We start from the raw sequence: 12,921 nt of genomic DNA on the forward strand, positions 1-12,921 counted from the left end.
GGGCGCTGCACGGGTGCCTCTGGACGCCTCGCGCCGCGCCCTTCCTGCGCGTCTTGTATCGCATGTCAGATTCCGCAACAGATAGAGCAATGAGCCCCACCCGAGATTTGCACGGGTAGGGCTCATTAGGAGTTATTAGGAAAAACCTAATGCGGATTTTCCAGCAGGGTTTGCGTATTTATTGGGTAATCATTTTTGAGCCTTTGGATTGGTTGCAACGCCAACAGAGGGTCTGCAAGTTCTCGGGCTCGTTGTTGCCGCCTTCGGAGAGCGGAACCTTGTGGACGACCTCTAGGATGAGGATTCGTTCACGCATGATGGAGTTGCCGCATCCGGGGTTTTGGCAGGTGTAGTTGTCGCGTTCTTTGATGCGTTGGCGTAGTTGGGCGGTCATGAGGGTGCGTTCGCCGCCTTCGGGCCATGCCCAGCGTATTTTGCGTTCTAGGGTTTCGGAGAGCGCGTCGAGGGTTGGGGTGTCGAGGGTGACGGTGACCGCGCGGTTTTCTTTGCCGCTGGGTGAGGCGTATTCGAAGCGGTAGACGGGGTATGGCACGGTCAGCCCCACGTGGCAGACGTTGAGTTTGTCCCAGAGCTCCTTGGCGTATTGCTTGGTGATGAACTGGGGCGGGTTGATGTGTGCGATCATGTCCTCTTCGCGGCGTCGTACGTTGTCGATCGCGGTTTCGAGGCGCGCAATATCGTCGGAGAGGCGCTGTACGTCTTTGAGGGTTTGTAGGTCGGCTTCGATGTGGAAAGTATTTGGTGAGGCTGCCGATAGGGTCCCGCTCGGCTTCGAGAACGACCTGCTGGGAGGAGTTGTAGACGTGCGGGTGGCGTCCTTCGGGTTTCTTCTGCAGTAGCGTCTGCCAGGTTTTGGGTTGTTGAACTTCGACGGTGGCGAGGTGGCTGTACATGCCGTTGGTGGAGGTGCCGAGTTCGTAGATTCCGTGGGTGTAGATGTCGTGTACGTAGCTGGCGACTTCGTTGTATTCGCTGGCGAGTGTGGCGGTGCGCTGGCGGTGCGTCTGAAATTCGGGGGATGCGAAGTACCGGTTTTTGCGGATGGTCAGGATGACGCCCAGAATGAGCACGATGATGATGACGCCAAGGACGACGTACCAGAGGGAGAAGGCGAGGCATACGGCGAAGAAGATGCCGAGCCCTTTGAGGAAGGATTTCACGGGTGTTCCTTTGCGATACGGCGGTGTATCTGTGAGTGTAGATTTCCTCCATTAGGGTATCGGAGGTGGGTACTACGCGCAAAGCATTTGGTCACATCAGTGAGTTACTGAATGATTCGGCGGCAGACTTACACCTTCCGGAAGCGCCCTCAGGGTGCCCGAAGCGAAGCGAGGGCGGGTCCCCTGCGACGGCGCGGAGGAAGTGTGTAAGATGCACGCCCTACAAAGGTAGACCCGGCGGAGCCAGCAAAAGGCTGAGAAGGCGACAGCCCCCTCCCCCTCCAGTTCGTTATACCGGTATCGCGCACACAAGCCCCGCGCTTACTGAACCGGGGCTAAATGTTTTACCTACGGGGCGGAGGGTTGGTGTCCTCCGCCGTGACATCGGAGACGCGGAGCGGTGCAAGCGTCACCAAACAGGCTTGGCGGAGCCAGCAGAAGGCCGAGAAGGCGACAGCCCCCTCCCCCTTCCAGTTCGTTATGCCGGTATCGCGCACACAAGCCCTGCACTTACTGAACCGAGGCTAAGCGTTTTACATACGAGGCGGAGGGGTGGTGTCCTCCGTCGTGGCATCGGAGACATGGAGCGGTGCGAGCGTGTTTTCCGGAAGTGCCCTCAGGGTGCCCGAAGCGAAGCGAGGGCGGGTCCCCTGCGACGGCGCGGAGGAAATATACGCAGCACCGCCTCCAGAACATGCACAGGAACAAGGAGGGCTCTATCCCTCCGCAAACCCAAAAAACCAAAAAGTTAAACACAAAAGCCCTTAGCTCGAAAGCTAAGGGCTTTATCTGTGCGCGATACTGGGATCGAACCAGTGACCTCTTCCGTGTCAGGGAAGCGCGCTACCGCTGCGCCAATCGCGCTCACAAAACAGTTGTTTTGTTGCGAGGTGAGGACGGGATTCGAACCCGCGTACACGGCTTTGCAGGCCGCTGCCTAACCACTCGACCACCTCACCGCATACGCTCCACGAGGGAACGCGTTCGAACTCTTGGAGTCCTTACGAGCGGTTGACGAGACTTGAACTCGCGACATCCACCTTGGCAAGGTGGTGCTCTACCAACTGAGCTACAACCGCATATCAGCGTATTCAATTTGAATCATTCCGAGGAGTTTTTCGCTCCGTCGTGCTGACAGGTAAATACTATACGGGGTTTTTGAGCGTTTGCCAAATCCTCAGCTGGCTACCCTGTGTTCCGTGTGTTTCCGGGGCAGAACGGGGTGTTTTGCTTCGTTTTTGAGGAGTGCGAGCAAAATTTATTTTCATGGTGCCGGTCACATTTTCGGGGTTTTGGGGTGGTTACTGGTCCCGCGAGGGTAGCGGCGGGCGCACGATGTCTGCTGAGGCGTCCACAAAATTTTTCACAAGAGAATCTAAAGCGAACGAAAAGGAGGGGCGGAGAACCATGTCCCCGCCCCTCCCCTATGAAATCCGCATCAGAAATCCGCACCGACAAAAATGCCAGGCTCATGTTTTTCTGGAGTCTCTAGAGCTCTTCGAAGAAGAGGCGTTCGTAGACCTTGCGGGCGTTGCGAGTTTGGCGCAGGTAGTCTTCTTCGAGGGCGCGGGCACTGCCGGCCGGGTATCCGCACCAGCGGGCGATTGCTTCCAGGTCGGCGCGTCCCGAGGGTAGGGTGTCGGATTGGCGCACGCCGCGCAGTACGTTGCCGCCGCGGATCTTCGTGGCGAGCAGCCAGGCGCCACTGAGGATTTCAGCGTCCGCGGCCTCGACCAGCCCCGCCTCAACCGCGGCGTTTAGCGCCTTCAGCGTGGAGGTGGTGCGCAACCCCGGCACGGCGTGCGCGTGGCGTAGCTGTACGAGCTGGACCAGCCATTCCACGTCGGAGAGTCCACCGCGGCCGAGCTTGAGCTGGCGGGTGCGGTCGGCACCGTGCGGCATGCGTTCGTTTTCCACGCGCGCCTTCATGCGGCGAATCTGCTGCACCTGCTCGGGCGTGAAAGCTGCCGGGTAACGATACGGGTCGATGAGCTCCACGAAAGCATCGCCGAGCTCTTCGTCGCCGGCGATGGGGCGGGCGCGGGTGAGCGCCTGGAATTCCCAGGTTTCCGCCCAGCGCTCGTAGTAGGAGCGGTAGGAGTCGAGCGAGCGCACGATAGCACCTTGCTTGCCTTCGGGGCGCAGGTCGGCGTCCACTTCGAGGGGGCGTTCGGCGCGAATGGCGGGCTTGACGGGCTGTTTGAGGAGCGCCAGGGTGCGGTTGACGATGCGTGCCGCCTGTTCCTGTGCGGCGTCTTCGTCGGCCCCGTCGAGGGGTTCGTGGACGAACATAACATCCGCGTCGGAGCCGAAGCCGTTCTCGGCGCCGCCGAGGCGGCCCATGCCGATGACGGCGATGCGGGTGAGCAGCTTCTCCCCCGCTGTTTCCTCAGCTTCGGCTGCTTCGGTTGCTTCGGCAGGTTCAGCACCTTCCGGTGCCGCCTGGAGTTCGCGCAGGGCAATCTGCAGCGCCGCGCCGATCGTGCACTCGTCAATAGCGGCAAGACCGGCGCAGGTGTCCTCAATGTCGACGATGCCCAGGGTCCAGCCCATGGCGGTGCGCAGGGTTTCGCGGCGGCGCAGGTAGCGCACGGCGCGCATCGCCTCGGCGGCGTCCGCATGGCGTGCCAGCAGGGAGGAAATCTCGGAGGCGAGCGCTTCCTCCCCCAGCGGTTTGAGGTCGGCGACCTTGTCCAGCCAGGCGATGGAGGCGGAGGCATCCTCGAGCAGGTCGGTCATGAGGCGCGAGCTGGAGAGCAGCTGGCTGAGGCGTTCGGCGGCTGCGGGCGAGTCGCGGAGCATGCGCAGGTACCAGCTGGTGCTGCCGAGCGATTCGGAGACGATGCGGAATCCGAGCAGACCGGCGTCCGCGTCCACGCCGCGGGCGAACCAGCCCAGTAGCACGGGCATGAGGTGCCGCTGAATGTCTGCGCTACGGGAAAGTCCCGTGGTGAGTGCCTTGATGTGGCGCATGGCGCCGCGCGGGTCGCGGTAGCCGAGGGCGGCAAGACGGTCCTGTGCCGCCTGTTCGCTGAGCACCACTTCGTCGCGGCTGAGCGTGGAGACGGCGGCGAGTAGCGGGCGGAAGAAGATTCGCTCGTGCAGAGAACGGACATTCCGTTTAATTTTCTGCCACGCCTTCAGCATCTGCTCGGCGGAGAGCGTGCCGTTGCGTTCCGGGGAGAGAATCGAGCGGGCAAGAGCGCGCTGTTCGGCTTCCTTCTCGGGCATCAGGTGGGTGCGGCGCAGCTGCTGCAACTGGATGCGGTGCTCCAGTACGCGCAGCTTCTTGTAGTCGCGGCTGAACGCCTCGGCGTCGGTGCGGCTAATGTAGCTGACGGCGGTCAGCGCCGCGAGAGAATCCACGGTGGACTTGGTGCGCACGGCGGGGTCAGTTCGACCGTGCACGAGCTGCAGCAGCTGCACGGTGAACTCAATATCGCGCAGGCCGCCCGGACCCAGCTTAATCTGGCGGTCTACCTGGTGTGAGGGAATGTTGTCGGTCACGCGGGCGCGCATCGCCTGCACGGATTCCACGAAGGATTCACGGCCGGCGGACTCCCACACGAAGGGGTCAATTGCGCGGGCGTAGCGGGCACCCAGCTGCGCCGAACCGGCGATGGGACGCGCCTTGAGAAGTGCCTGGAACTCCCAGTTTTCGGCCCAGCGTTTGTAGTACTGCACGTAGGATTCAACGGTACGCACGAGCGGGCCGTCCTTGCCCTCGGGTCGCAGGTTCGCGTCGACCTCCCAGAGGGCGGGTTCGGGTGCGGGGCCCATGATGGCGCGGGTGAGGGCGTGCACGAGTTCCGTGCCGATGGTGGAACATTCGTTCTCGGTGAGCTTGAGCGGGGCGCTCTCCCCCTCTGCCCCGGCATGAGGCGCGGCGCCAGCGGCGGCGGGTTCCACGGGCGCAACCACATACACCACGTCAACGTCAGAGATGTAGTTCAGCTCGCGGGCACCGCACTTACCCATACCGATAATCGCCAAGTCCAGGGCGTCTACGGCTTCGCCTCGGCGAGGAGCCGCCAGACCGGGCCCCAGTCCCTCCGCTACTTCGGTGCGCGCAATAGCGAGCGCGCCCTCCAGCGCGGCGGCTGCCAAATCGGCGAGGTGACGACCGATGGTGGGCATCATTTCGACCGGGTCTTCACAGCACACGTCGAGCAGGGCGATGCGCGCCAGGGCGGCGCGGTAGGCAACGCGCAGGGTCACGTAGCCGTCTTTGCCGGTCTGTTCGGCGGCAGCGCGCGGACGCTCCGCGTGGGGGTCGGCGCCGAGGGCGGTGAGGATATCGCGGCGGTAGGGGGTATCCAGCGGTGCGATGGGGGTCAGGAATTCCCCGTCGGTTTCCGGCAGGATTGACGCCGGGTGCTGGGAGCGAATCAGCGCGCTCTCAGCCGGGTACACCTGCGTGTCGAAGAGCGGATCGATGAGCTCGGGGCGGCGGTAGAGAAAATCGCCAATCGCCTGGGATGCGCCGAGCAGTCGGTACATGCCGAATTCTTTGTCGCCGCGGTTGGCGCGTTCGGCGACCGCCGGGTGCTTCTCGATGAGACGCACGAGGGCGGGCAGGGCAATATCCGGTGAGGGTGCGAGGCGCAGCCCGGCAAAGAGCGCATCCTGCGAGACGTGCTTCAGTTCGGGTGCGTTGAGCCAGCGTTCTGCCTTGGACGGGTCGTGGAAGCCGGTGGCAATCATGCGGGTGTGCAGGCGCAGCTGTGCTTTGCGTTCGGCTTCGGCGCGCTGTTCGTCGTCGAGCGCATCGGGGGCGATGTCGGTCAGCGGCTTGGGTTCTTTGGCGGGGTCAACAATGCGGATGAGCCCGGTGACCGGGTAGTGAGAGCTGTCAGTCATAGCGTGAGAACTGTGGGTAGAGAGTATAAATTTCGGCGGGATAAAAAGCGATGCTGATACACCTGTGGGCGGTACCCGCCGGCGTGTTACCGGTAGCGGGTACCGCCCTGAGGCTGTCAGCGCTCACTCATCCTGTGAGGAGGTGAGAGGATCCAGCCGTTAGAGGATTCCGAGGTTGTGCTTGAGCTCGTAGGGGGTCACCTGAGCCTGGTACTGGTCCCAGTCGGCGCGCTTATTGCGCAGGAACTGCTCGAAGACCTGCTCGCCCAGAACCTCCGCCATGAACTCGGATTCTTCGGTGATATTGATGGCTTCACGCAGGGACGCGGGCAGCGGGTTGTAGCCCATGGCGCGGCGTTCGGCGTTGGTCATGGCGGCGAGGTCTTCGGTCACGGCGGGCATGAGCGGGTACTCGTTTTCGATACCCTTCAGACCGGCGGCGAGAATCACCGCGTAGGCGAGGTACGGGTTCGATGCTGAGTCCAGGCCGCGGTACTCGATGCGGGCGGACTGCATCTTGTTCGGCTTGTACAGGGGCACGCGCACGAGGGCGGAGCGGTTGTTGTGGCCCCAGGAGACGTAGGAGGGCGCCTCGCCGCCGCCCCAGAGGCGCTTGTAAGAGTTGATGAACTGGTTGGTGACCGCGGTGAATTCGGGGGCGTGCTTGAGCACACCGGCGATGAAGTGGCGTGCGGTCTTGGACAGCTGGTATTCGGCACCGGCTTCGAAGAATGCGTTGGTGTCGCCTTCAAAGAGGGAGAAGTGGGTGTGCATGCCGCTGCCGGCGTACTTGGTGAAGGGCTTGGGCATGAAGGTTGCGTACATTCCCAGCGAGTAGGCGACTTCCTTGATGACGGTGCGGAAGGTCATGACGTTGTCGGCGGTCTGCAGGGCGTCGGCGTGGCGCAGGTCGATTTCGTTCTGGCCGGGGCCGGTTTCGTGGTGGCTGAATTCGACGGAGATGCCGACTTCTTCGAGCATGGTCACTGCCTTGCGGCGGAAGTCCTGCACGATGCCGCCGGGGGTGTGGTCGAAGTAGGATTCGTGGTCCACGGGCACGGGGAATCCGTCAGCGCCGAGCTTGGAGGATTCGAGCAGGTAGAACTCAATTTCGGGCGAGGTGTAGCAGGTGAAGCCCATCTCCGCAGCCTTGTTGAGCACGCGCTTGAGCACACCGCGGGTGTCGGAGGCGCTGATCTCGCCGTCGGGGGTGAGCACGTCACAGAACATGCGGGAGGTGTAGTCTTCCTCGCCGCGCCAGGGCAGAATCTGGAAGGTGGAGGGGTCCGGCTGCAGCAGCATGTCGGATTCGTAGATGCGGGAGAAACCCTCAATCGAGGAGCCGTCAAAGCCCAAGCCCTCATCGAAGGCGCTTTCTACTTCAGCCGGTGCGAGCGCAACGGATTTGAGGGTGCCGACCACGTCGGTGAACCAGAGGCGGATGAAGCGGATGTCGCGCTCTTCGATGGTGCGCAGTACGAATTCCTGTTGGCGGTCCATGAGTTGCCCTCTCGGTGCGGGCGCGCATCCGCGTGGTACCCGTCTGTGGGTGGCGGAGGCGCGCTAAATTTGCTGCCGAGGCGCGGAAGACCCTGTTGCGAAAGGCCCTGCTGCGGAAGACCCTGCATGTCCCATGGGTTCTAGAAGATTCCAGGGGATTCCAGGGGGGTTGCGGCGGGCGGCGTGCCAGCGGTGCTGGCGCCTCCTTGCCCCGGCGTGTGTCCTGTTGTTATCTAGCCTATCGGGTTCTGCTGTGTGGCGGGCGGGTGGGAGGTTTCGTTTGTGTAAATTCTCGCTTGTGTGCTCTCGATTGTGCGCCGCGGTAGCTCAGATTCTGGGCGGCTCCGGGGGGGGAGGGAGGGTGACCGCTCCCCCGCTTTCGCTACGGTCGGGTGGTTACTCCCTACCTGCGCATCCCTATCTGTGTCTGTCTATCTGTGCCTATCTATTTGTGCTCAGATAGTCCGGCATATGACGGTTCGCGGGGCGTGTTCGGGGTCGCCTTGCAATAATGGGGGTATGCTACATTCCATTCTTCTCTCGACTGTGCAGTTTCCGCTGGCGCAGCTTCCGTTGGCGACCAGCATTGTTGCCGCTGATCCTACCGGTTTAGAGTGGCTGCTGCTTATTGCGGCGCCGGTTGTTTTCTGTATTGTCTACCTGGCGTGCATTATGGCGATTGCGGCGTTTGGTCCGCTGGTCATGAGGAACAACAAGTCGGGCGGCGCGACCTACCTGCTGGACCGCCCCTCCCGCGTGGCGTTTAGGACTCGCACCGTGGCGCTCTTTGCTGTGGTGGGTGCGTTTGTGGAGCTTCTTTGGCTCGGTTATACGGGTCGTGTGGGGTCGATTGCGGTCATTCCGATTCTGCTCTTCACGTGGTCGTGGAAGTTCGCGTTCTTCTTCCTGCCGCTGCAGCTGATTCGTGCCTGGTATGTGCACGCAACGCGCGGCAAGTATGATTCTCTCTCCGCTGAGGGTGCTCAGCGCCGTGAGAAGCTGAACCGTAAGAGCGCCTACGAGGTGTCGAAGATGATGCAGCGTAACCCGCAGCAGTTCGCGATGAGCAAGGAGCTGCATACGCTGGCGCGCGGTCAGAAGATTGCGGGTGTGCGTCCATTCCAGAACCTTGACGAGGCGGGCAAGAAGCGCCGCACGAACTATACGGTGGAGCTGGCTGTGGCGCTCATGCAGGCGCGTGCAATGAACCCCGGCAAGCTTCCTTCGGAGGCGTTCGGTGAGAGCATCCTGGGTATGGGTGTTGGCATAACGTCTGATCGCGCGGTGGAGCAGACCTGGTTGACTCTGTGCACGGAGCGTGTCAACGCACCGGATGCGCCGAACTACCCGGATTCGCTGTACCCGGTTGCGGCTCGTTTTTCGCTGTTTACCACAATGTCACTGTTGCAGCCGGTGATGGGTCGCCCCTATTCGCCGTTTACTGCTAAGGATGCGCGCCGTTTTGTTCCACGTGATTTCTCGGCGGATACCGTGCTGTTGAAGACTGAGGAGCTGGGCAAGAAGGCTCTGGCGCAGAGCGCGATTTTCTGTCAGCTTCATGAGCGTCTTCTGCCCTTGCATCAGCAGCAGCCTCAGCTGGTGGATGGTCGCGCCCTGGCGTATTGCGGTGCCCTGCAGGCGACTGTGGCGAAGGCTGAGGCGCAGAGCCAGCGGTTGACGAGCCAGATTCTGGCGGCGGCGGCTTCTGAGCGCGGCATCCTGCCCTATGGTTTGTTCTCGCAGATCGCTGAGGATTATCAGTGTGTTCAGCGTCTGCTGAATCTGATGGTGAAGGCGACCGCCGACGTTGAGCGTTTTATGAACGCGGTGGAGGCCCTGGTGCAGATGCATTCCGGCCCGGCTCAGCCCTCCGGTATCGCGTACGAGAAGGTGCAGATGGAGTACATCGCTGCTCTTCTGGACGTTATTGTCTTCTCTTCGCACGCCCCGCTTGCCGGTTCTATTCAGGCGTCGTACGCCCTGCTGAAGGCAGACTATGAGGCGTTTACGTTCAACACCACCGATGAGCTGAGCCGTAGCTATTGGCTGCAGTACGCGAAGAACGCGGTGAGCGCCTGCGATACGGGCCTGTCTCAGGGTTATGAGGGTTTCTTCGGCTCTGATGATGCGGCGAAGACGGCGTGGGAGTCCTACGCGGAGGACGTCGTGAAGGAAGTCTGCACCTACTCGATCACCCAGCTCTATTGGGATGCGCTGGTGCAGCAGGCGCTCATTCAGCGCGATTTGCCGCGTGAGTTTGAGGATGCTTCGTCCGCCGTTCCGGAGCTGATGAATAAGAACGCCGCTGCGTCGTTCCCGACCTACTACATTAACCTCATCTGGAACTAGGCATAGTTGTTCCCTCGTGGTGAGCGGTACGCCAGGTTGGAGCCGTACAGGGTTAGAATAGTCAGCATGACTACTGAGCGTTCTTCCGAGATCTCTTCGCCCTACGCTGCGCAGCCTGCCGCTACCTCCGCGGCTGCTCCCGCTTCTGCTAACGCATCGAAGGCTTTTGACCTGGACACCGTCAAGAAGGTGCGTACCGTTCACTTGGCGCAGGCTAAGGCGACCGGGCAGAAGTTCTCCATGCTGACCTGCTACGACGCCCTGACCGCGCAGATTTTTGATCGCGCGGGCATCGATATGCTGCTGGTTGGCGATTCTGCGGCGAATGTGGTGCTCGGTTACGAGTCGACCCTGACCATTACCCTGGATGAGATGATTCCGCTGGTGGCGGCGGTTTCTCGCGGTGCTTCCCGCGCCATGGTGGTTGCCGACCTGCCGTTTGGTTCGTATGAGCAGTCCCCGCAGCAGGCGGTGGCGAGCGCTGTTCGCCTGATGAAGGAGGGCGGCGCGCACGCGGTCAAGATTGAGGCGGACGCTTCGATGACCGAGTGGGTTCGTGCCCTGGTGCGTACCGGTATTCCGGTGGTGGCGCATGTTGGTTTCACCCCGCAGGCGGAGCATGCCCTGGGTGGTTTCCGTGTGCAGGGCCGCGGCGATGCGTCTGAGCGTGTTCGTGAGGATGCGGTGGCGTTGGCTGAGGCTGGCGCGTTCTGCGTGCTCATGGAGATGGTGACCGCCCAGACCGCGCAGCTGGTGGATGAGGCTGTGGGCGCTGTGCCGACCATCGGTATTGGTGCCTCGAATGTGACGACCGGTCAGGTGCTGGTGTGGCAGGACATGATGGGTGTTCGTTCCGGTCGCGTGCCGCGTTTTGTGAAGCAGTTTGCGCAGGTTGGCCAGGTCATGGAGGACGCTGCGCGTGCGTACCGTGAGCAGGTTCGTTCGGGTGAGTTCCCGGCGGCTGAGCACACCTTTGAGTAGGCTTTAGGCTGAGAAAAGGCTTATGCAGAAAGCCTGAGAAAAAAGCTTGATGAAGAAAAACCCCCGTACCCGGTGCTGAACTGCGCCCCGAAACTTGGACGCATTAAATAGTAACCCTTACACAGCTTCCAACAGGGCCTGATCCCGGTACTCCACCGGAGTCAGGCCCCTAAGCTTCACCTGGCGCCTTACTGTATTCCAGTGCATGATATAGGCATCAAGGTCGGCCTTGAAACTCTCAAAGGTCTGCCAGTCTTGGCCGCGGAAGAACTCGTCCTTCAGATGTCCAAAAACCTGCTCAGTGGCGCCATTATCAATACAGTTGCCCTTGCGTGACATACTCTGGATAAAACCATTCTCAGCAAGCGTGCTGATATAGAACTCGTGCTGATACTGCCACCCCATATCCGAGTGCAAAATCGGTTCAACCCCTGCGGGTTTGGCCTCCATGAGTACCTGGAGCATCTCTTGTTGCTGGAGGAGGTTAGGGCACATCGAGATCGAGTGGGCAACAATCTCTTTGCTAGCAAAGTCGTAAACCGGAGCGAGATACGCCTTACCAAAGGAGAGCTTAAACTCGGTAACATCGGTACCCAACTTCTGCCAGGGACCGGTCGCCGTGAAGTTGCGACCAATGACGTTCTCAAAACTTTGCCCCACGTCCCCCTTATAGGAGTTGTACCTGCGGTAGGGCCTCTGGCGGCGTATACCGCAACGCAACCCCATCTGACGCATCATCTTCAAAACCGTCTTATCGGCAATGCGCACCCCTTCCTCAGCGCGCAGGCACATAGCCACCTGCCTGTGACCACACCCGTTGGGGGTTCGCGAAAAGATCTGTGTGACCTTGGGACGTAGCTGCACTCTGGTTGGCTGCCGGGGATGAGCCAACGCGTAGTAGTAGCTCGACCTGGCAAGACCAGCAGCTTCGAGCAGATCACGCACCGCGTGTCCGCGCCCTGAAAGCTCAGCGACCACTAGGGCTTTGTCCCGGTTTGGGAGCGCCTGTGCGCCTTCAGGGCAATCGATTTTTTTAGGTACGCCACCTGCGCCTCAAGCTTGCGCACACGCTCGGCAAGTTCCTCCTCACGCGTTGGTGGTACCGCCCCCGCACCTAATCCCTTTGGCCTGCCCTTGGGCTTAGGCTTAAGCGCCTGCGCGCCGCCTTCACGGTACAGCCTGCACCATTGCTTCAACGGTGTCGCGCTTGCAATGCCGAAACGCACCATTGCCTCGGGCTTACTCATTCCACCGTCAACCACGGCCTTGGCTGCGGCGACTTTGGTCTCGTAGTCGTATTTGGTGTGTTTTATTCCCATGGTAAGAAGCCCGTCCTTCCCGATGACGTGGTACGTTTTCTGCCACTCTCTCACAGTTGCGGCGGACACACCAAGCTTCCTGGCGGTTAGACCATAGCCGAATCCTCTCTCAAACATCAGTGCTGCTTGCTCCCGGAGCAAACGATCATGCCTCATTCCCAGATTTATAGACATGAAAAGCCTCCCATTTCCTGGACTTCATTTTTGTTGTCCAAGAAACGGGAGGCAGTTCATGCTTCCGGGTGCGGGGGTCTTCTGTATCTCAAACTTTTTGTGGCGTCGGTAGCCTCAAACAACGCCGGGAGCGTTGAATCTTTAGAGCCAGCCGCTGTCCTTGTCCCAGGCGTCGTTGCGTTCGCGGGCGCGCTCCATGGCGTGTGCCGCCTCCTCGTAGGTTTTGAAGGGGCCCCACAGGGAGGTGACGACGCTCTGCTGGCCGCGTTCCACCTGACCGGTTTTGAGGTTGTACCAGTACTCTTCGGGGTGCGGGCTGGTGGCTTCGGTCGCGGAGTTCAGGGTCTTTTCGACCGCCGATTCGATGGCTTCGCTCAGGCGGTTTTTCTTCTCGCTCACGGGTTCTCCTTCGACGGTGAGGGGTTGGTGTTTCTAGCTTCTCACGCGCATAGGTTCGTGGCAATGAGGCGGGCGGAGCTTCTCACGGCGCTCCCCCTCCACGATCTTCTGTCCCGGTCTTCCGCCGCGCGGTTTTGCCGCTAGGGTGCATGAAATTT

Annotated in this window: 8 protein-coding genes and 3 tRNA genes; 2 read left to right on the forward strand and 9 right to left on the reverse strand. The window is 61.1% G+C overall.

Annotated features, from left to right (window positions below; translation table 11 throughout):
- Nucleotides 1–178 precede the first annotated feature (178 nt).
- The 6 genes from LPB405_RS09030 to glnA all read right to left on the reverse strand — a co-directional run bounded on the left by LPB405_RS09030 (nt 179) and on the right by glnA (nt 7,541).
- Nucleotides 179–646 (reverse strand): HNH endonuclease, encoded by a 468-nt coding sequence (locus LPB405_RS09030; RefSeq protein WP_257604945.1) that lies wholly within the window; start codon nt 644–646, stop codon nt 179–181.
- 1,327 nt (nt 647–1,973) lie between these two features.
- A tRNA-Val gene (locus tag LPB405_RS01570) sits at nt 1,974–2,045 on the reverse strand.
- 24 nt (nt 2,046–2,069) lie between these two features.
- Nucleotides 2,070–2,140, reverse strand: a tRNA-Cys gene (locus LPB405_RS01575).
- Nucleotides 2,141–2,187: 47 nt separating this feature from the next.
- Nucleotides 2,188–2,260: transfer RNA gene (locus LPB405_RS01580), tRNA-Gly, on the reverse strand.
- A 409-nt stretch (nt 2,261–2,669) separates the two neighbouring features.
- Nucleotides 2,670–6,041 (reverse strand): bifunctional [glutamine synthetase] adenylyltransferase/[glutamine synthetase]-adenylyl-L-tyrosine phosphorylase, encoded by a 3,372-nt coding sequence (locus tag LPB405_RS01585; RefSeq protein WP_219101673.1) that lies wholly within the window; start codon nt 6,039–6,041, stop codon nt 2,670–2,672.
- A gap of 159 nt (nt 6,042–6,200) precedes the next feature.
- Entirely contained in the window at nt 6,201–7,541 is a 1,341-nt protein-coding gene (gene glnA / locus LPB405_RS01590) for a type I glutamate--ammonia ligase (protein WP_049362897.1), read from the reverse strand.
- Nucleotides 7,542–8,060: 519 nt separating this feature from the next.
- Here glnA and LPB405_RS01595 point away from each other — a divergent pair.
- The gene (locus tag LPB405_RS01595) at nt 8,061–9,890 is read left to right on the forward strand and encodes a geranylgeranyl pyrophosphate synthase (protein WP_219101674.1); all 1,830 of its coding nucleotides are present in this window, start codon (nt 8,061–8,063) and stop codon (nt 9,888–9,890) included.
- 66 nt (nt 9,891–9,956) lie between these two features.
- On the forward strand, nt 9,957–10,871 hold the full coding sequence (gene panB, locus LPB405_RS01600; RefSeq protein ID WP_219101675.1) for a 3-methyl-2-oxobutanoate hydroxymethyltransferase: 915 nt from the start codon (nt 9,957–9,959) through the stop codon (nt 10,869–10,871).
- Nucleotides 10,872–10,988: 117 nt separating this feature from the next.
- Here the strand turns inward: panB and LPB405_RS01605 are convergent, their stop codons facing one another.
- From LPB405_RS01605 to LPB405_RS01615, 3 genes are all read right to left on the reverse strand, one after another.
- Nucleotides 10,989–11,849: an IS3 family transposase gene (locus LPB405_RS01605; RefSeq protein WP_219101676.1), complete on the reverse strand. Its 861-nt coding sequence runs from the start codon at nt 11,847–11,849 to the stop codon at nt 10,989–10,991.
- Complete coding sequence (locus LPB405_RS01610; RefSeq protein ID WP_257604868.1) at nt 11,849–12,259, reverse strand: helix-turn-helix domain-containing protein; 411 nt, start codon at nt 12,257–12,259, stop codon at nt 11,849–11,851. Before LPB405_RS01610 ends, LPB405_RS01605 begins: the two co-directional genes overlap by 1 nt.
- Nucleotides 12,260–12,505: 246 nt before the next feature.
- Nucleotides 12,506–12,763 (reverse strand): hypothetical protein, encoded by a 258-nt coding sequence (locus tag LPB405_RS01615; protein ID WP_219101678.1) that lies wholly within the window; start codon nt 12,761–12,763, stop codon nt 12,506–12,508.
- Nucleotides 12,764–12,921 lie beyond the last annotated feature (158 nt).

The organism is Rothia mucilaginosa (assembly GCF_019334805.1).
Lineage (GTDB): Bacteria > Actinomycetota > Actinomycetes > Actinomycetales > Micrococcaceae > Rothia > Rothia mucilaginosa_C.

Excerpts from the sequence above, each read along its gene's own strand:
- glnA (WP_049362897.1), bottom strand. The coding sequence starts at position 7,541 with ATGGACCGCCAACAGGAATTCGTACTGCGCACCATCGAAGAGCGCGAC.
- LPB405_RS09030 (WP_257604945.1), bottom strand. The coding sequence starts at position 646 with ATGATCGCACACATCAACCCGCCCCAGTTCATCACCAAGCAATACGCC.
- LPB405_RS01595 (WP_219101674.1), top strand. The coding sequence starts at position 8,061 with ATGCTACATTCCATTCTTCTCTCGACTGTGCAGTTTCCGCTGGCGCAG.
- panB (WP_219101675.1), top strand. The coding sequence starts at position 9,957 with ATGACTACTGAGCGTTCTTCCGAGATCTCTTCGCCCTACGCTGCGCAG.
- LPB405_RS01585 (WP_219101673.1), bottom strand. The coding sequence starts at position 6,041 with ATGACTGACAGCTCTCACTACCCGGTCACCGGGCTCATCCGCATTGTT.